The organism is Gimesia maris, from assembly GCF_008298035.1.
GTDB lineage: Bacteria > Planctomycetota > Planctomycetia > Planctomycetales > Planctomycetaceae > Gimesia > Gimesia maris.
In genome coordinates, this window is sequence record NZ_CP042910.1 from 7189612 (window position 1) to 7209050 (window position 19439).

The following is a 19439-nucleotide window of genomic DNA, read 5'->3' on the forward strand; positions in this document are numbered from 1 at the left end:
ACGCTTTTAAAACATCCCCCGGGGTTCCTCATCGGCAAACGGATGCAGTGCCTGAATCCCTTTGGGCTTGGGCAACGCATTGACCAGCGCCTCTGCCATTCGGAAGTCCGCGGCGGTCGTGATCTTCTGATTCAAAGGGGAACCTTCGACAATCTTAACCTCGTGCCCCAGATGCTCAACCAGCTGTGCTTCGTCAGTGGCCTGAAAATCGCCGCGCCGTGCATACGCGTCTAACAGCAGCTGTCGCTTGAAGACCTGTGGCGTCTGGGCCGCCCAGAGATTCGTGCGGTCGACGGTTTCCTGAATCTTCAGATCCTGACCGGCCCGTTTGAGGGTACTGGATACCCGGACGGCGGGGATCACCGCGTCATGTTTTTCCGCAGCAGAAAAGATTTCGCCGACCCATTTATCCGTAATCAGGGGACGGGCTGCATCGTGAATAGCGACATAATCAATGCCGGCTTTGACCCGCGCTAACGCATTTTGCACCGAGTCCGCCCGTTCTGCGCCTCCCGCGACGATTTCAATCTCCATGAAGGCCAGGTTGGGCCGAAACTTCTCTTTAAACCACTCGATGTCCTCGGCCGAAACCGTAATGATCAGTTGTTTTACATCTTCGCGGTTCGAAAAAATCTCTGCAGAACGCACCCAGACTGCCCGCCCCTTTAAATCCATAAACGGTTTTTTCTGAGGGCCTGCCCCCAGGATCTCCGCTCCCTTCGACTTAAATCGTGAACTCTTCCCGGCTGCTGCTAAGATGACTGCAAAGGTCGCCACTGTATTTCCCTCTCGATAACCTGTGTCCCGTACCGCTGACACGCCTCATCCTCACCCTGAAGACGCATCCATTCTTCACATTCTGTTTCTGAAGTTTAACAGGCCGGAATTCCGCATCCAATAGCACGCACTCACGAATTCCATTCTGCCTGATGAAAGCGGTTCCAAACGTACAGAACCTCGTCGAAATCATGTTGATCTAAAACAACACACCACACCATTGATGTTTTTTCTCCACATGACCTGTGTCGCTTTTTTGCCATCCCGAATTTCTTATTTAAACGTAACTCGTTACCGCTATTCCCCTTACCTCACGAACGTCAGAGAACCTTTACAGTCTGGCACTCTATTTGTTTAAAAACAGAAGCACTTCGATCACCCGGCTGGCCGGACAGGTTCACTTCCCCTGTCATCGCGAGTCTTCAGATTGATTCTCCTTGAGAAACTACTTTGTCATTTAGAATTTGAAATAGAGAAAGCCATTATGGAACTCCCGACACTGATTCTGGTAACACGCGATACAGTGATTCAGCAGCAGATCCTTGCTCATTTCAAAAAAACGTTCCAGCTCTCGATTTGCAGCAGTCTCGAAGACTGCTACGAGCAGTGCAGTGAGCAGGACATTGATTCCATCCTGGTCGATCTGCGGTTTCTTCTTTCAGGCGGACACCAGGAAGACCATCTGCTGGATATGATTCAGTCTGCTGCTCCCGATACAGAAATCATCCTGCTCACAGAGGAAGAGTGTCCTGAGATCCTGGAACGACGGACTGCCTGCTCTTCCATGATGCACATCAAAGGTTTTGCCAGCGAAGCAGAACTGCTGCTGGAAATTGACTCCTGCCTGAACCCGGAAGAGAAAATCGTGGTCACTCAGTCTGCGATGCTGAATGCCTCCCTGGGAGCGACCTCAGGCGGTTCAGCTCCTGGTAATAAATCAACGACCAAACGTTCCGCTGCAGCGGGTACCACCCACGAGTCGACCGAGAATACCGGCGAACATGGAATTACCCGTCGCTTCGAAACCAATTCGCATGAAATGAAGCTCATGCTGAATGAACTGGAAATCGCCGCTCAGCACGATGTCACCGTCCTGCTGATCGGGGAGACCGGAGCCGGTAAAACCTATCTGTCCCGTCTGATCCATGATGTTTCTCCACGCCGCAATGAGCCATTCCTGAATGTGGCCTGTGGAGCGTTACCCAACGACCTGATTGAAAGTGAACTGTTCGGTCATGTGCGTGGTGCCTTCACCAGTGCCCACGCGGACAAAGACGGTAAATTTCTCGCTGCAGGTCGAGGCACGGTACTGCTGGACGAAATCGATGTGCTGGGCCCGGAGCAGCAGGTCAAACTGTTACGCGTGATCGAGACCGGGGAATTCGAACCGATTGGCTCGAATAAAACGCACGTGAATCAGGCCCGCCTGGTGGTCGCCAGTAATATGGATCTGCAGCCTCTCGTCGAACAGGGCAAGTTCCGACCTGACTTGTACTATCGATTGAACATGTTGAAATTCGATGTACTCCCTCTGCGACGACGCAAGTCAGACATCATCGTGCTGGCGAATGATTTTGTGCATCAGATGTCACTCAAACATAATATCCCCGTCGATCGCATTGACGAAGAGTTTATGGAAGCATTGCACACGTATCCCTGGCCCGGCAATGTCCGGGAACTGGAAAACGTAATCCGCCGCTCGGTCATCTACTGCCGCGAAGGGATCTTACGTAAAGAGAACCTGCCTTCTCATATTCTGATGGGACTGGTTGGCCCGACCAATGATCCATCCGTTGTACTGAACCATAAACAGAACGATTCAGAACGACTGGGTGACCAGGTGGCCGTCACCGAGAAAGAACTGATCGAACAGGCTCTGTTCAAAAACAATTACAGCCGCACGAACACCGCAAAAACGCTGGGCATCAGTCGTGTGACCCTGTATAACAAAATGAAGAAGTATGGCATGAACACAAAAAAATGATGACACCCATCACGAGTGTCATCATCCAGTATGCCGGCTTTGAGCAGCGTATTACTTCTTCGGCCCCACCAGTTCGATGAGGTTCCCATCGGGGTCACGCAGCAGAGTCAGATAAATGCCTTTCGGGAAGCCTTCTGGCAGAGCAATCGGGCCTTTGGCGACTGGTTCAACACCGAACGCCTTGGCCCGCGCCAGAGCCGCTGTGGTATCTTTCACATAAATGGTCAGATAACTCACGCCCAGAGAAGAATGGATAAATGAGTTATCCACTTTCTTTGCTGGTGTATCCTTAAACTGCATCAGTTTCACATTGGTCGCCGTACTGTCGTTTTCCAGTACCAGCGGGTACACCTTGAACGGCAGGTTGTCTGACAGCCCTGAGTCGACTCCCATCTGCGGAGTCACTTCGAATGGCTCACGTGTTTTGAGCCCGAGGACGTCCTTGTAAAACGCAAGTGACTTGTCGATATCGCTGACAACGATTCCGAAATCCACGGTCGACTTGGCGAACTCGGCATCGGGAACAGTTTTGCTGCTGGCGGCCAAAGCCGCTAATCCGCTGACGACTAACACAATAAATGTCGTACAGATCAGCTCGCGATTCACAAAACTGGGATTCTTCATGGACGTACTCCTGAATGAAACTGGAAAAGGCACTTTTTCATCCGCAAAACAGGCCTTGTTCACATCAGGCTACTTTGATCAGATTCAGACCTCAAGCCGTGCTCATCGTTTATCTCAAAACTATTTAAAATCGCGACTTAGTTCAGCAATTGATCTTGTGAAACTGAAAACCGGTATTCTCGTTTTTCGTTTCAATCACGGCATGTCAATTCAGATCACCGGCCCTGGTTTTCTCTTCCTGTTTTTTTCTTTGATCGCAGTCTGTAAAATGCTATAACAGCTAGACAGGAGAACTCTGATTTAATTTACATTAACAATAAGAGGATTCGAAATGAAACCAGTTGTGTACGCCGCAATGCTCTGCTTCTCAGTGATTATGCTTCAGAGTTCCAGTCTCAACCGGATCAATGCAGACGAAAAACCCAAGGTCAACCGCACACGGTTTTACATCGCCAGCCCGGAAGGCAAAGATCCGAAACAATATTACGTTTCGGAAGACTACTATAATACCGGTTCCCCCACCTTTTCTCCCGACGGTTCCAAGCTGGCACACGATTGCTGGAAATCTCAGGAGGGAGAAACGTTTTCCAATGTCAAAATCATGGTCGCCAACGCGGACGGCTCTGATCCGAAAATCATCGGTGCCGGCGCCATGCCCAGTTTTTCTCCTGGCGGAAACCGGATTGTCTTCTCGCAACCATCTCCTTCAGGTGTTGCCATCATGAATGCAGACGGCAGCAATCGCACGTTGATCGAATCGGGAGCCTGGGGCGCGCAATGGTCTCCCGATGGTAAAAAAATCGCGTACCGTGCTTACACGTCGGGCAAAGCCAATCTCCGGATTTACGATTTGATTGAAGACACCCGATTCGATGTCTTCCCGGAAGGTGAAAGTCCCTATTCCGTCATCTCCTGGAACATGGCCTGGTCGCCCGACAGTAACTGGGTCTGCTTCCTGGGGCGTAACGCTGCCGACAAGATGTATGAAGTCGTCACCGTCAATGTCGCCGGCATGAAGGAAGGCTACAAAGTCCATTACCGCAGTAAAGTCTCACCCTACCAGGATATGGCCTGGCATCCACAAGGGGACATGATTGTCTTCGGCTCTGACACCAAACCGCGCCAGCTGCTCAAGTTTAATCCGGCGGAAGACAAAGCCCCCGAACCTCTGGACATCACTGTCGACGGCAATATCAACGGCGATGTGAGCTTTACCCCGGATGGCCAGCATCTGCTGTTTAATGCACGCGATAAAAAATAATTCCTGTTCAAAACAATCCAATTCACACAGCAGGGATGAAGAATGAGCTGTTTACGCATTGTCAGTTTCACACTTCTGGTAACGCTCTTATCGGTCGTACCAGGCACTCTGCCGGTGACTGCTGAAGAGAGCGATACGGAATCCATCCGTGACCGCTTTTATCAGGCTCCTGCCGAAGGAGGAGACGCCGCTCTATTCCTGGTGCCCGGGGATTACGATACGGCTGGCTCCCCGTCTTTTTCTGCCGATGGTCAAAAACTGCTGTTCGATGGCTGGAAATCTCAAGCAGGAGAAACATCAATCCAGGCAAAGATCATCGTGGTCAACGCGGATGGCAGCAATCTGAAAGTTCTGGGGCCCGGCCGCATGCCCAGCTGGTCGCCCGGTGGTAATCGGATTGCCTTTTCTCAACATGCTCCTTACGGCGTCGCCATCATGCACGCCGATGGCTCTCACCGAACATTGATTGATGCAGGAGGCTGGGGCGCGCAGTGGTCGCCGAATGGCAGAAAACTGGCGTATAGTTTTCCCGTCAACGGCAGAGGCAACATTCGCATTTACGATTTGATCGAGGGCACGAAAACCGACCTTTTCCCTGCAGGCGAAAGCCCTTACACCAGCGTCTACTGGAATATGGCCTGGTCACCCGACAGTCAGTGGCTCTGTTTCAAAGGCTGCAGAGCTGAAGACAGAAGTTTCGATGTCGCCACCATCAACATCGCCGGAAAACAGGCCGGCTACAAAGTGCATTACCATCACGAGACGGCCCCCTATGCGGATTTTGCCTGGCATCCCGTCGGCGAAGTGATTGTTTTCTGCCCCCATACAAAGCCACGGCAGTTGCTCCAGTTCAACCCAGCTGACGCCAATGCACCAGAACCAGTCGACATCAATTTTGAAGGCTACCTCAACGGTGATGTCAGCTTTACTCCCGATGGAGGGCAACTGTTGTTTAATCTGAAACACACAAATTAATACTGCAAATTGAAGCCTGATAACTTAGAGATAAGGACGCAACATGTTCAATCCAGTCTGTTTCATATTGGTCAATACACTTTTGTTACTGACCTTCAATCTGTCCCCCCTCACCGCCGACGAAAAAGAAGCGGGCGTCAAACGCGTGCGATTCTATACCGCGCCATCAGAAGGGGGAGAAGCAAATCTCTTTATCGTCCCCGGCGAATACTATACCGCCGGCTCACCTGTCTTTTCACCCGATGGCCAGAAACTGGCCTTTGATGGCAGAAAGTCACAAGAGGGCGAGAAATTTTCTGACGGCAAAATCATCACTGTCAACGCCGACGGCACGAACCTCGAAGCTATCGGCTCCGGAGTCATGCCCAGCTGGTCTCCCGCAGGTAACAGGATTGCCTTCTCACAAATCTCTCCTTCCGGGGCCGCCCTGATGCACGCCGACGGTTCACACCGCGAAATGATCGAAGCAGGAGGCTGGGGCGCACAATGGTCGCCCGACGGTAAAAAAATTGCCTATACAGTCCGTTCAGGAAACAAAGCCAATATTCGCGTCTATGATCTGGTAGAAGGGACCAGAACCGACCTCTTCCCGGCAGGCGAAAGCCCCTACTCGTCGATTTACTGGAACATGACCTGGTCCCCCGACAGCAACTGGATCTGTTTCAAAGGGCGCAATGCGAACGAGTCCACTTACGAAATTGCCACCGTGAACGCCGCCGGTAAACAGCAGGGCTACAAAGTACATTACTCGAATAAAACCGCCCCCTACGCCGACATCGCCTGGCATCCCTCGGGGGAAAAAATCGTTTTCGCCGCCGGAGCCCAGCCGCGACAGTTGATGCAGTTCAATCCCGCGGAAGACAAACCGCCCGCCCCCATCGAAATCAAAGTCAACGGCACCATCATCGGCGATGTCTGTTTCACTCCCGACGGACAGAGCCTGCTGTTCAATGTCAGCGGGACGGGGGAGTGAGTTGCGGTTTATTTATGGGGAGTGATCCGCAGTTTTGTAATATTGTCCGGCTTTGAAGGAGTTACCAGCAGCAGATAACGGTTCTGTAGTTCCTGACCTGCCAGGACTTGCCCCTGCAGTTCAGAAGGCAACAGAGAATGTTTCTGACCTGTAATCTGTTCCGTGATATCGACAAGCAGAGTATGTTCCTGAGGAATCGTTCCCTTCTTTTGGTTGGAAGAGATCCTGCCGACCAGGAAACCATACCAGGGAGCGCCTGCAAAGCTCAATCCGGATTTGATTCGGCAGACAGTTGAGAGAATGGTATCGGCTACGGATCGGATAAATGCCATTCCTGTTCTGAAGAATGAGGTTGCTGTGGATGCTGAGGATCTCGATATTCTGGCACTTCAGCGGACGCTGTGAGAATGGTCGGCGTCACCAGCATAAAACAGCGTTTGGGCTGTTTCTGATATGACAGTTCCGCCTGCTTCACGAATTGATCAAACTGGAATGAACTTCGATCTCTCGAAAGTTGATCGGTAATATCCACCAGCAACGTTTGCCCCGGGGGAATCGTCGCGCTTTCGACATGGGAAAGCGCATCCAGAGCATTCCTGGCGTTGATCAGATAGGAAATCCTGATCCGCTGATCTTTCAACAGTTCCGGCCTTAGCTGAAGCAGCGATTTCGACTTCTGATCAGGCACCAGTGAATCGAGTAAATTGAACTCGCAAGACTGCCCATTGAAGAATGTCACTTTTGCAGACATCTTGTATTCCATGTCATTCACACTGGAAGACATCTTCAGCAACAGTTTCGTCTCAGGTACCTTCAGTAGAACTCCCTCATCCAGTTCTTCCGACTTCAATTTCTCCCATAACCCGCGCGTCAGGGGGGTAGCAAACCGGTCTATTTTTTTAAGCTCGGCATTCAGATAATCAGCTGTGACCAGATCAAGCTTGAGTCCAATCTGTCGATCCTGGGCTACTCTGATCTTTGTCAGCAGACCTTTGATCTGATCATGAGTCGCCCGCTTTGCTCGAATGACAAGCGAGAGCTTCTCGGGATAAGGCCTGATTTCGCGACCGGTCTTGCGAGGATCTCCCCATGCTTCTGGTGTGACATTCTGTTTGATCAGTTCAATCAGAGGTTCGAATCGAGGTTGTTCATTATAGGGAGTTTTATTTGAACCCAGAATCATTTGCCTGCTCACCGGCAGCACCAGATCGGCGACAGGATAAGCGAGAGTCACTAGAGCATCTTTGAAGTGGGATTCATCCAGTTGCAGTTGCCCGGTCACGCCCGCGTCACTGTTCACTCCCTCTCCCCACATCACAGGCTTTCTCTCATCAGCTCTGGCGCGGTCCACCTGGAACAATGCTAACAGGACGCTGGGGGAATCCGCTTCCTGTTGCAGTCCCAGACCTTCAACCAGCAGCACCTGTCCCGGTTCCAGCAGTCTGGCATCTTTGAAATGCCATTCCGTTATTACAGGAAACTCAATCACACCTGTCTGCCCGGATTCGGGATGATTCAGCTTCTGTTTTTTCAGGCCGGCATACTCAGAACTGATAATCTGATAATCCAGCATGCCTCGATTTTGGATCCCCTTTCCAGTGGAAAAGGTCACGCGTAGATCCAGGCCGACATCGTAATGATTCATTGAATATGACTGGCCGGCGCCGCGAAATTTGGGTTCCATTTCGTGGCGTTTTTTTGTTTCCAGCTGCACCGTCTGCCCATCGATAAATCGAATTTGTGGTGCCGACAAAGTCTGCGTGTCTGCTGAGGACTTGATCATGCGCTGCACTTCCCGGACACGCTTTTCATCAAGGATTTCACAGATCAGGGAAGGATGACTGATCGTTTCCGGCCCGATCAATTCAGGCTGCTCTCCGGCAGCATCACTGACCACAGCCGACTTCTCAGCCTGGTAGACCTTCACCTTCCTTCGTTCTGAACTGATTTTGTCCCGCAGCCCGCGGGGCACCGAGATAAACTTTGCCGTCAGCACAAAGGGGGTCATCTCTTCCCGGGACAGTTCATCCAGTGCCTGAGTTACCAGACTGTGATAGCGTTCATCCTTTGCCCACACAATCAGTTGATCATTCCGGATGTCATAGCCACCATAGGACACCATGCGGTATTGCTTGCGCTCGTCTTTGAGGGGGATCTGGTGGGTTCCAAAATAAATGGGGACGGAAGTACTGTATTCGGGCCTGTCATTGACAGCAGCGAACTCTCTGAGCAGCTTGATTCGGGCATTCAGTTTTTCTGTCAGGATCGCTTCGGCCCGCATCGGCACCATGTTCTTACCAGCCTTCTCCAGCAGTTCCTGAATGGGATAGCTGCGGGTGCAGACAGAACGGGAAATCCAGTCCCGCATATCAATCTCAGCAGACAGGTAATCCAAATCTTTTGAATACCTGCGGCTGAAGGGGTTATCACTATTCATCGCCCGTTTGAGTGGGTCATAAAAAGGAAGTAACTGGATTGCGTCTATGCTCTGTTTTGGATGGTTCTGGCTCGGCTTTTCCACGTTGACTTGCTTCACGTCATTATTGGCATCTGCGGCATTCACCACAAACGCGGCTCCCGGCAGCACCACTGCTGCCAGCGTCACAAAAATCATCCAGCACCACCAGGGGGTACGCTTCTGACATCCTTGTCCGAGTCGCATAATTCGCTCCAGTCGTTTTGAAGTAATTTCCACCGGACGCACGCCCGGCACTACGGGGACCGCTGTTAACGTCTGCTTCAACTCCAGAATCTCCAGCAGGCAGGCGGCATACTGTCTGGGGTCGCAGTTCAGTTCGGCGAGCACTTCCTCATCACAGCATTGTTCGATTTCGAATTTCAAGCGACGACCCGTAAACCAGACCAGCGGATGAAACCACCACACCACCGATGCCAGCAGTTGCAGCAGACCAATCCACAGATCGCCTCGGCGGATATGAATCAGTTCGTGCACCAGCACCGGTTCCAGCTCTTTCAGGGAGCGACTCTCCGTGATCGCCGTCGGAAGAATGATTGTCGGACGCAACAGGCCAATCACCGCCGGTCCCATCCGACTGTGAGTAATCAGCAGCCGCACACGGCGTTTCAATTTTAATTCTGCACACAGTCGTTCTAATAACCGATTCAACTCCGGATGCGATTGTTCTCCCGCCCGTCGAATGATGTGCCAGCACCGCAGGTAACGCACCAGCATCACTGTTGCAATCAGCAGACCCACCGTCATCCAGATCAGCACGCCGATCTGTTTGACGGAATAGTGAGCCGCAGGCTGCCCGCTGTTTTCCGCAGTGGGTTGCACGGGAATCGCCGTCGTTTCTGAACGGACAGGAGTCTGCCGCATCGTTTCGTTTTCGTGAATTGTCACCTTGAAATCCGGACTCGCTGAGACGTCGGGCAGTTTTCCCATATCGTCTCCGGTCAGCAGGCGCATGGATTCGGTGCGCGTCATAAATTCTGGTTCGTCAGGCGGCTGGCTGGGTGAAACTTTGGCAGGTAATCCATTTTGAATCCAGCAGAACAGCCCCATCGAACTGTCCCAGAGAGGGGGCGTGATAAATTTCAACAGCACAATCAGCCAGAGCAGACAGGTCAGATGCGAACGCCTGAAACGCACGAGCCGACAAATCAGCCAGACTGCCAGCACCAGCACCGAACATTGCCAGAACTGCTGCCACACCAGCGAGATAATTGAAACGTCAGTCAGCTGCATCGCGTTCCTCCGTCAACTGGTCCAGTAACCCTTTGAGCGCATCCAGATCCGCGCGACTGACCTGTCGATCTTCAATCAGATGCTGCATCAGGGGAAAGGTTTCGCCGGCAAAGAGTCGGTCCACCAGGTCATCGACGGTTTCGCGAATCACGGTGCGCGGTTTGACGCGTGGTGTATACACACGGGTACGTCCATCGAGTTTGACGTTCACATACCCCTTTTTCTCCAGACGGCGCAAATAGGTCTGGACGGTGGTGAAATCAATTCCACGCGATTCAGGAAACGACTCAAACACGTCGCGCACCGTCGCGTGTTTCAGTTCCCATAAGGCACGGGCAATTTCCATTTCACCTTTGGATAAAGCGGGGCGTTCTGCCATCTGCTTTCCTTCAAGTACAAGTGTAATTGTGAGAGTTTAATTACATTTGTACTTGAGTCAATCGCAGTCGTGAAAAATATTGTTTTTTCATGAGTCAATCCCCTCCCAAAGTCAATTCTAAAATCAGCGTTCTGGAAAATAGAAAAGGAGTTTGAAAATCTGACCAAACCTTGTTTGGAATTGGTCTCATGATCGCTTAGAATCGGGGGATGATTCAGAGCAGAGGCGATTCTGATTGAAAGAACGCATAATCATCTTTGCTCATAAGTATTTACGAGATACCCATTTCCATTTATTGGATTTACTATAATGAATGTCCGATCCGCCCGACCGAAAGTTAACGATCTGATCTTTCGCTTGATAGGGCGTTCGATTCACCCGGAACTTTATACGACTTGCGCCACGGCGGAAATTACACAGAAGAACTTTTCCGCGGTATTGAAAGTCTGTGAGACCGGTCATATTGCCTGTATTCAGCATAACGGAAAATCTGTCTGTGAGATTTTGACGTCGTTTCAGAATCCACTGCCCAGCCAGAAACGCTTACTGGAAAAACCGGTGCGTGGCTGTCGCTCTGATTCCGTGCAGCTCGAATCGGGTCTGTATTACCAGGTCAGTTATCAACTGGAAGAACTTGATTACACGATCTTCAAAAATGTCCATGAAGAATATCTGATGGATGCACAGCGGGCGGACCTGGCGTATCACTTTATTTCAGAAAGCCGCCTGACCCCCGGCGCCTTGAGTATCATCGACTTTGAAGCCAATCAGTCCAGTTTGCTGATCCATGCGTTTCACACATTTCCAGATGAACTGGCTGTGGTCAAAACGCAATCACTGTTTGAGTTTTAAGAGAAGAATTTTTTGATCAACGTCATGGAAGACGGGAAACCGAAATCATGACCGACTATTTCAAATTCTCATTCCGAACTTTCGTACTCGGCTGCTGCCTGTTGGCGCTGGCTGGCCTGGAAACTTCTACCGCGCTCGCCGCACGGCCGATTTCTGTTTCCCGCTATCACAGGCCGTACTCATCTTCCGTCTATCGACACTCTCCACGGTACTCAAGGTATCGCTACACCAGCAACTACCCGCGAAACTATTCATTTTACCGTTCCACTTATTACGACTACGGTGCCCGCCGATATAATTACAGATACCGACCTTACGCCGCGGTCGCCGGATATCGCTATTATCGGCCCGGCTATTATGGCATCAATCACTATCCCGCCGGCATCGGTTATACCTGGGCAGGCAGTTCCTTCTATCCTCGCCCCTTCTGTAATGCCTGGAACACTTACTCGTCCTGCTACTGTTCGCCGTACTCGGGGAATGTCATTTCGAATTATGTCCCCTACTATGGGAATTACACACCTTACATGGGCAGCTATACCCCCCTCTGGGGTAGTTATCTTCCATACGGAGGATCCTACTTCGCTGCTCCCGGGTCGTACTTTGGTTATGCCAATTCGGGATTTTATGGTTACTACTGCGGCGTCTGGCCTTATCGCCCGACTTTGTACGGCAGTATTGTGTTCCAGTCCGGCTGGAACACCGGTTATGGACGCGGCAGCTACTATCAATTCTGGTAAGTTCTGAACTGCTTCTCAAAGCCCAGGCGGGTTACACAGTCGTTTCAAGCATCACACCGACAATAATATCGTAGGTCGCGTGCGCACCGACGGTGATCCCAAATCCCCGCAGAAAAAACAGGCCGGCGAAAAACAGTCCTGCCACCGTGCGAAACGTGAAGCTGAACACAGAGAACTGATCGCCGGATGCGCCCACATAGTGCGCCAGCGAAAAGATCAGGCTGGTGGATATGATCGCCAGGATCGCCGAAGAACGGACCTCCAGCAACATCCCGCGAAAGAGCAGATAACACAACGGCAGTAACAGCAGACGGAACATTACTTCTTCATAAACCCCCGCCCCCACAAAACTGACTACCCGCGAAGCGGACTCGCGTTCGATAAACATCAACGTTGGCTGAGGCAATTGCTGAAACACCAGATCCTGGACCTGCCCGACAACGATCAGGCAAAAAGCAAACAGCAGACTCTCAGCAAACATGCCGACCAGTGTCTCGCCCGATATTTTCCAGGGATGCTTACAGAAGATGTGCCACAGCAGAAGTGTAATCACAATCAAAGCCGGCAACAGGAAGGTCTGCGTGAACCCCAGCTGTGAGAGCCAGCTGCGCATCCAGTAATCCGCGCCATTCCGGAGCAGTTCCGGCTGGTTGCCTCCCATTGAGAGCACGCCCCACTCATAGATCAACAGTAACGGCGCCAGAAACACCAGACAGACCAGAGGCTGTCGTGCTTCACGCCAGTAACTGCTCTCGGTGAGAGCCAGCTCGCCTTGCGAGTTGTTTTTTTGCGTCATAACTTGGAATGGTTTTCAGTCAAATTAGCGGACTCGGTAGTAGCAGCATCCATCGTAAAATGAGGTGGAGGTATGAGCTCGTGAGCTTCATCCCGGCGCTGCTGCTGGAATCGTTTGAGTGTGAACGGATCGTTGTGGCGATCGGTTTCTATCAACACCTGCAACAGGCTCTCATCCAGAGCAGACAGAAACTGATCAACAACAGTCTCGTCCCACTCCCCGCGTCGGGACTCCCGGAAGAGCTGTAACGCTGCCGCAAATGCGACTTCTTCGCGTTCAAACGTCCGGATGCCGTCCGCCGTCAGTTCACGTTCGCTATTTTTTAATTCCAGAAAGCGGCAGGCCACCGCCAGTCGACGTGAATATTCACCCAGTGCGGAAGTATGCAGACCACGGGGATAACCTGTTCCATCCAGTCGCTCATGATGCTGGGAAATGACTTCCGTCAAGTATGAGTCGCCCGGAAATCCACGTAAGCCTCCCAGCAAAGCCGCGCCGAGCACGGGGTGCCCCTGCTCGATTTCTGACGGATCCGTTTTTAATTTCTCACCACGTGCATTCTTCGTCGACTTGATCATCAGCCAGCCCAGGTCATGTAATAGACCGGCAATCATCAGCAGTTCACAACTTTCCTGCCAGGCGATCTTCCTGCGACTGACGAAGAATATTAATCGTGCCGTCTCCAGCCCTCGAAGGTATACGGACAAGTCGGAATCCGGAATCTGCTCACTCGTCATTTCCTGAATGTCATTGAGCGAGGCAAATAGAAATTCACCAGGCTGATGCAGGTGCACGTCGTCATTTTTGATTTTACGTATCAGGTTTAAGAGCAGATTCGGACTACAATGCGTTTTGGTCCAGACGTCCTGCGTGGCCACTTTCAATTGCCTGACATAATGCTGTGTGGTCTGAGACAACAGCATTTGCTGCCGGATATACCGCTGCTCCTCGCGCAGGTAATCTAGAATGCGCGCCAGGATCGGTTCCTGTAATTGCGAAACAGAATGGGTTGGCTGCGGGTCGAGATACAGACGACAGCGGAGCAGAATGACCTGCACACGCGCCTGGAGCTGAATCAGAACTTTGTGCTGCGGCGTGATCTTTAATTCCTGGTTCTGCTGGTTCAACTCCCGATAGGAAATCCGCAACCTGCGTAACGCCTCTGAATCAGCTGCCAGCCGCTCCGAACTGTCCGCGCAGGTACGCAGCAATGTCCAGTCGTCGCGCTCCTGTCGAACAGGAGGCGTCAGCCAGCGCAGCAGTCTGGTAGAATTCGTCACGATTCATTCCTGTCGGAAAAAGCTCTGCATAGAAGTGATCAGTACCTCACAGACCGGGTTCCCTCACACTGTGTTCTATCGGCGTATTGCGAGTGAGGGATTGAACCGATTGAGGAAATTCAGGTTGGGTAAATTATCGCCGCACATACTCCTATCCCGTTTCTAAAATAGTACTTAGAGTGCTCCCCCCTGATATCACTGTCGCGGACCTGAACAGAAACAGACATAAAGCGGGCAAGCTGCTACCGGCAGAACCTCGTATTCTTTGCGACGACTGTAAGGAATATGAGAATTTCTCAATTTCCAGTCATACAGACGCCGATTTGGAATTAGAGAAGGCATTTTTTCGTTGTCTACTTGTAGACTTTTCGTCGGCAAGCATAGAATTCAGGAAAGATGCCTGTCAGCTGAGGCAATTTACAGAACTTATCACGGTCGAGGCTTGTCTTGATCTCAGGCTCTGACCGCAGGTCACAGCATTAACTCCTATTCCAGATGACAAGCAGGAAAATTCTCATGGCTACGGATTTCCGGCAAAAAGAGCGGCTCCCTGAACTGACAGATCGAATTGTCGAAACCTATCATGAAATCGGTACGATCCATCACTTAGGCCATTGCCCGCTTCCCAGCCAGGATGCCGTCATCGAAGCGGCACAGGAATTGAAAGACGTCATTTTTCCGGGCTACAGCCGTCGTCAGAATCTGCACCTGGGCAATGTCACCTACCATGTAGGAAACATCATCGACTCACTGCACGATATTCTGACACTGCAAATCGGTCGTGCGTTACGGCATCAGCATGTTCAGAGACATGGCGCCGACTGCGAAAAACTCAGCCAGATTGATTTCGAAGCCGAAGGTCAGCGGAAGACGATCCAGTTCCTGGAAATGATTCCGGAAATACGGCGCGCCCTTTCCACTGACGTACAGGCGGCTTTGGACGGCGACCCGGCTGCAACCTGCTTTGATGAAATCATCTTCTGCTATCCCGGACTGGAAGCGATTACCATTTACCGGATCGCTCATGAATTGTACAAACTGGAAGTCCCCATCATACCCCGCATGCTGTCGGAATGGGCTCATGCACAGACCGGGATCGATATTCACCCGGGTGCCACCATTGGCCATTCCTTCTTTATCGATCATGGTACCGGCGTCGTAATCGGGGAAACCTGTGAGATCGCGGAAAATGTGAAAGTCTATCAGGGGGTCACGCTGGGAGCTTTGAGCTTCCCGAAAGATTCTGAAGGACGCATTATTCGCGAGCAGAAACGGCATCCCACCATCGAAAAAGGTGTAGTGATCTACGCGAATGCCACTATTCTGGGAGGCGATACCGTGATCGGGCAGGATGCCGTCATCGGAGCGAGTGTCTCGCTGATGAAAAGCGTGCTGCCTAACACGATTGTCACCATCGAAAAACCGTCGCTCCGGTTTCGCGAAGCTTCCTGAGCCCAGGCAGCTTCTCGGCATTTCCCCAGCAAAGTAACCTGAGTCCAGGTTACGTGTAACGTCTTCACAACAATTCGAACCGGATGATCTGGTATCAGCGATACCGGGTCGAACGGGATGTCCGGCCATGCAGTCATAACCTGCCATTCATTCCACGAACGAACTGTACCCGGTTCTGTACCAGCGTAAAAAAATCCTGTGTGAATCAGATGTCTGATCGCACACAGGATTAAATGATCTATCTCGTTCTGGTTAAGCTCAGGCAATTGCCCGCTGAGGGCCATCATCGGTATTGCGATCCTGTCTGATTGATCCTACCTGGTCCAGCGTCCGGTCCAGTTGTGAGGCGAGTTTCTCCTGGGTTTGCAGTAAAGAGGCAGCCGCCACTTCATATTGCTTTTCGCGGCTGGATAACTGATCGGCCCGCTGATGCAGTTCTTCCGAGAAACGTGTCAATTCCTGCATCATGGATTCGAGATCTGCCAGTAGAACCAGTTGTTCCTGTTCAGAAAGCGACTCCTGCTGGAATTCCTGTTCTTCCTGCTCCTCGTTCAACTGATGAAGCTGTGACAGCAAGGCAGCGGCCCCCTGTTCCCGACGCGATTCATATTTCTCTATCAGATGAAAATCCTGTTCAATCAGGTCAACAAGTTCGGACGCAGACAGGTCCTTCAGAGTAGTTTCTTTGGTCATAAAGTGATCTCTTTTTTTATCTGGGGTGATTGGTGCGCTCGTCTGAAGCGGCGAGCCAGATAAGCCAGCGGTGGAAATGCTCGTTGCTGTATGTGGTCTGGACTGACAAAACACAAATTCGATGGGCCCGATTGTAATCAGATCGCCATCTGAAAGTTCTGAGGTGCGAAGTGGTATCCCGTTTAATAACAGTTGGGGTTGAGAAACCATGGCTTCGATCCGGGCCACTTCGTCTGCGACATGGATTATGGAATGCAGGATCGGCATCTCTTGACCGGTGACCTGAAGACCGCAGCAGGAACCTGCTCCAATCGTCAGGCGGCCACCTGACACAGGCCGCACGGGAAAACTGGTTTTTCCCTTTTTGATTTCCAGTGAATACCGGGGTGAAGATTCGATGACCACAGTCTTTTCAACCTCATGTTGAGACAGGAACGTTTTAATTCCTCAGTACCCTTTTTTCAGGGCCACACAACACTGAATCGACCGTATATTGAGGACAGCATGAGAAAACGTTCCAGTTACTTTATCATCAAAAAGCGTTGATGGTTTCCAGAACCCCAACAGCCAGAATCTATGCAGATTAGAAAAGATAGGAAACGCAAACCACTGGCCACTGCTGGTAAACCGGGAAAACAGCGCGGAGTTTTCTCGTCAAAGGTTTTATAGATCCTTGTTAATAAAGGAAACACCTCAAATGACGTTCTGCGGGTAGTTCCGAACTGATCTGCAGACAGCTCAGACCGGCGGTACCAGATCGTGTCACATTTAACCATAGCGTCTCCCGATCTATGATAGTCGGTCCAAATAGCCCTGGAGACGCTAATGTAAAACTGGATACAGTCTCATCCCTTCAGGGAAGGAATTCAGTCGATTTTGCTGCCGGGAAGCTTGCGCTCCGTCGGGGGTGGCAAATCAGGCTCTGGGGCAGGAGGCCGGGAGGGAGGGGGCTTGTAGCCTTCACACGTCAGTTTGAGCTTACCGCCCAGAGGTACCCGGAATTCAGAATTGCCGTCTAAAGCAGTCCAGCCCGCCATCACATCCTTCTGATCTGCATATTGCCGTGCCACCAGGTAGGTATCGTAACTGTCTGACCAGACGCGAAAATTCAGATAAAAGAGCCGCGGATTGATCTTCTGCAGTTCCTGACGAAACAAAGCCGAAGATTTTTGCAGTCGTTCTGAGGTATCGCCGCGGCCATCACGTAATTCCAGCACGAGATAAGGCACTCCACCTACGGGTTTCAGTTTGATCCTCCAGTCACGATTACCGACATTTTTATTTTCGAACACCTTGACCAGCTTGTCGCAATCAATCGCCTGTTCCGGCGCCGTCACGAGTCGGCTCTGGGCAATCGCTGTGAGAGCCAGGTTCTGTAACAGGGGAATATCAACACGCATAATGCGACCATGTCGGCAGACATAATCGATGGCCCGCGCCTCTTTCGGCGCGTCGCGTGGATTGGGCAGATTCACAATCTTGGCATTGGGCGTCGGCCCCGGGTCCGGAGTTTTCGCCAGTTTTGCTTTGATATCTGCCAGTTCCGTCTCTTTGGCAACAATACTTTGTTCGAGCGATTTGACCTGCTTATCGCGCTCGGCAATCTCTTTCTTCAATTTCTCGATATTGACCTGGATCTCTTTTAATTTCTCCAGCTCTTTCTTCAGCTTTTCTGCCAGTTCTTTCTGCTGTTCCGGATTGACCGTCGTTTTATCTGCAGTCAATTCTTTCACTGTCTCCAACTGCTCTTTCTCAAGCTTCAGTAACTCATCGAGCTCGGCCACCTTCTGTTCAGCGCGTTCCATATCCTCTTCTTCAATCGCACTTGTGATACGATTGACGGCTTCTCCCACGCCCAACTGAGTGACGGTCAGCATAATCACGAGGATCCCCACCACGTTGGTCATCGTATCCAGCAGGGAATCCAGGCTCGCACCGCTGGATGAACTTTTTCTTCGTTTCATAACTCGATCTGAATTTTATGGAAGTACGTCGGTTGGCTTGAAATTGAGTTTTCAAAAGATCGGTGTGTCTGCAGAAGCCTGTATTTTCCGGAGCTGTCACAGCTGCAGTACGCAGATCACTCTGTATAATCATAAAAGCGAGACAGTGCTGATCGCAAGCAGAGACAAACGGTTGTTCCGTAAAAGTTATAATTGCCTGAACGGCTTGAGGAATGGAATGTGGACGTTTTTTCATTAAAAATCCCGGGATTGATGGTGGTAGGGACCGATACGGATGTCGGCAAGACCTATATTACCGCCGCGATTGCCCGCCAGCTGGTCGCAGAAGGTGTGCAGACGGGCGTTTATAAACCAGCCTGCAGTGGCAGTGTGCGGGACGAAGAAACCGGCACCAGTTACTGGCCAGATGTAGAACAACTGTCCGAAGCCATTCAAACCTCTGTTCCCGTAGAGCGGATCTGCCCTCAACGCTTTCATGCCCCCCTGGCGCCCCCTGTCGCTGCTGCCGATGAAGGTCAGCAGATCAATGAGGGACTTCTGCTGGAAGGAGCCCAGTGGTGGCAGGATCAGGCAGAGTTTCTGCTCGTGGAAGGTGTGGGAGGCGTGCTCTGCCCCCTTTCCAAACACATGCTGATTGTTGATTTCGCGGCTCAGCTCAAATTGCCACTACTGATAGTAGCACGTGCGGGACTGGGAACGATCAATCACAGCCTGCTGACGATTGAGGTCTTACAGAAACGAGGCCTCTCCATCGCAGGACTGATCCTGAATGATGTGGATCCCACTCTCAGCGATGTCTCCCGCCGGTCAAACGCCGCCCAGATACAACAATGGACAAGCGTGCCGGTTTTGTCTTTTGTCCCCTTTGAATGGCGGTCGAACTTGCTTCACTACCAGACTCAGGCCAGAATAGACTGGATACAATTAGCACAGGATTCCCGCTGAATCGTCCTCCCGTGTACCAGATTTTCTCAATCTGC

General features: G+C 51.4%; 17 protein-coding genes. 8 read left to right on the forward strand and 9 right to left on the reverse strand.

Annotation, left to right across the window (positions count from 1 at the left end; translation table 11 throughout):
• Window positions 1-6: 6 nt before the first annotated feature.
• Window positions 7-819, reverse strand: a complete 813-nt coding sequence (ispD, locus tag GmarT_RS26750) for a 2-C-methyl-D-erythritol 4-phosphate cytidylyltransferase (protein ID WP_002644470.1) — start codon at window positions 817-819, stop codon at window positions 7-9.
• A gap of 442 nt (window positions 820-1261) precedes the next feature.
• On the opposite strand from ispD, the gene GmarT_RS26755 reads away from it, so the two are divergent.
• A complete protein-coding gene (locus GmarT_RS26755; protein WP_149303462.1) occupies window positions 1262-2761 on the forward strand; it encodes a sigma-54 interaction domain-containing protein in 1500 nt (499 codons plus the stop codon).
• A gap of 51 nt (window positions 2762-2812) precedes the next feature.
• Here the strand turns inward: GmarT_RS26755 and GmarT_RS26760 are convergent, their stop codons facing one another.
• A complete protein-coding gene (locus GmarT_RS26760) occupies window positions 2813-3385 on the reverse strand; it encodes a VOC family protein (protein ID WP_002644467.1) in 573 nt (190 codons plus the stop codon).
• 331 nt (window positions 3386-3716) lie between these two features.
• Here GmarT_RS26760 and GmarT_RS26765 point away from each other — a divergent pair, with 331 nt between their 5' ends.
• From GmarT_RS26765 to GmarT_RS26775, 3 genes are read left to right on the forward strand one after another with little or no spacing between them, the layout of a single operon-like run.
• On the forward strand, window positions 3717-4646 hold the full coding sequence (locus GmarT_RS26765) for a TolB family protein (protein WP_002644465.1): 930 nt from the start codon (window positions 3717-3719) through the stop codon (window positions 4644-4646).
• A gap of 42 nt (window positions 4647-4688) precedes the next feature.
• On the forward strand, window positions 4689-5621 hold the full coding sequence (locus GmarT_RS26770; RefSeq protein ID WP_002644464.1) for a TolB family protein: 933 nt from the start codon (window positions 4689-4691) through the stop codon (window positions 5619-5621).
• Between the two features lie 43 nt (window positions 5622-5664).
• Window positions 5665-6594 carry a TolB family protein gene (locus GmarT_RS26775; RefSeq protein ID WP_002644463.1) on the forward strand — a complete coding sequence of 310 codons (930 nt, stop codon included), beginning with the start codon at window positions 5665-5667 and terminating at the stop codon, window positions 6592-6594.
• A gap of 8 nt (window positions 6595-6602) precedes the next feature.
• Here the strand turns inward: GmarT_RS26775 and GmarT_RS26780 are convergent, their stop codons facing one another.
• From GmarT_RS26780 to GmarT_RS26790, 3 genes are read right to left on the reverse strand one after another with little or no spacing between them, the layout of a single operon-like run.
• Window positions 6603-6926 (reverse strand): hypothetical protein, encoded by a 324-nt coding sequence (locus tag GmarT_RS26780; protein ID WP_002644462.1) that lies wholly within the window; start codon window positions 6924-6926, stop codon window positions 6603-6605.
• Entirely contained in the window at window positions 6905-10303 is a 3399-nt protein-coding gene (locus tag GmarT_RS26785; protein ID WP_002644461.1) for a M56 family metallopeptidase, read from the reverse strand. Before GmarT_RS26785 ends, GmarT_RS26780 begins: the two co-directional genes overlap by 22 nt.
• The gene (locus GmarT_RS26790) at window positions 10290-10682 is read right to left on the reverse strand and encodes a BlaI/MecI/CopY family transcriptional regulator (RefSeq protein WP_002644460.1); all 393 of its coding nucleotides are present in this window, start codon (window positions 10680-10682) and stop codon (window positions 10290-10292) included. Before GmarT_RS26790 ends, GmarT_RS26785 begins: the two co-directional genes overlap by 14 nt.
• Window positions 10683-10991: 309 nt before the next feature.
• Here GmarT_RS26790 and GmarT_RS26795 point away from each other — a divergent pair, with 309 nt between their 5' ends.
• Both GmarT_RS26795 and GmarT_RS26800 read left to right on the forward strand, forming a co-directional pair.
• Window positions 10992-11534 carry a DUF2617 family protein gene (locus GmarT_RS26795; protein WP_002644459.1) on the forward strand — a complete coding sequence of 181 codons (543 nt, stop codon included), beginning with the start codon at window positions 10992-10994 and terminating at the stop codon, window positions 11532-11534.
• A gap of 47 nt (window positions 11535-11581) precedes the next feature.
• A complete protein-coding gene (locus GmarT_RS26800; protein ID WP_002644458.1) occupies window positions 11582-12274 on the forward strand; it encodes a hypothetical protein in 693 nt (230 codons plus the stop codon).
• Window positions 12275-12305: 31 nt separating this feature from the next.
• Here the strand turns inward: GmarT_RS26800 and GmarT_RS26805 are convergent, their stop codons facing one another.
• The gene (locus tag GmarT_RS26805) at window positions 12306-13070 is read right to left on the reverse strand and encodes a CPBP family intramembrane glutamic endopeptidase (RefSeq protein WP_002644457.1); all 765 of its coding nucleotides are present in this window, start codon (window positions 13068-13070) and stop codon (window positions 12306-12308) included.
• The gene (locus tag GmarT_RS26810) at window positions 13067-14350 is read right to left on the reverse strand and encodes an HD-GYP domain-containing protein (protein ID WP_002644456.1); all 1284 of its coding nucleotides are present in this window, start codon (window positions 14348-14350) and stop codon (window positions 13067-13069) included. The genes GmarT_RS26805 and GmarT_RS26810 overlap by 4 nt, the downstream gene beginning before the upstream one ends.
• 516 nt (window positions 14351-14866) lie before the next feature.
• On the opposite strand from GmarT_RS26810, the gene GmarT_RS26815 reads away from it, so the two are divergent.
• Window positions 14867-15802: a serine O-acetyltransferase gene (locus GmarT_RS26815; protein ID WP_002644454.1), complete on the forward strand. Its 936-nt coding sequence runs from the start codon at window positions 14867-14869 to the stop codon at window positions 15800-15802.
• A 258-nt stretch (window positions 15803-16060) separates the two neighbouring features.
• Here the strand turns inward: GmarT_RS26815 and GmarT_RS26820 are convergent, their stop codons facing one another.
• Together GmarT_RS26820 and GmarT_RS26825 are read right to left on the reverse strand one after the other, a co-directional pair.
• Complete coding sequence (locus GmarT_RS26820; RefSeq protein ID WP_002644452.1) at window positions 16061-16900, reverse strand: FHA domain-containing protein; 840 nt, start codon at window positions 16898-16900, stop codon at window positions 16061-16063.
• 461 nt (window positions 16901-17361) lie between these two features.
• Window positions 17362-18459 (reverse strand): hypothetical protein, encoded by a 1098-nt coding sequence (locus tag GmarT_RS26825; protein ID WP_002644451.1) that lies wholly within the window; start codon window positions 18457-18459, stop codon window positions 17362-17364.
• Between the two features lie 219 nt (window positions 18460-18678).
• Between GmarT_RS26825 and bioD the strand changes: the two genes are divergently transcribed.
• Window positions 18679-19404 carry a dethiobiotin synthase gene (gene bioD, locus GmarT_RS26830; protein WP_002644450.1) on the forward strand — a complete coding sequence of 242 codons (726 nt, stop codon included), beginning with the start codon at window positions 18679-18681 and terminating at the stop codon, window positions 19402-19404.
• Window positions 19405-19439 lie beyond the last annotated feature (35 nt).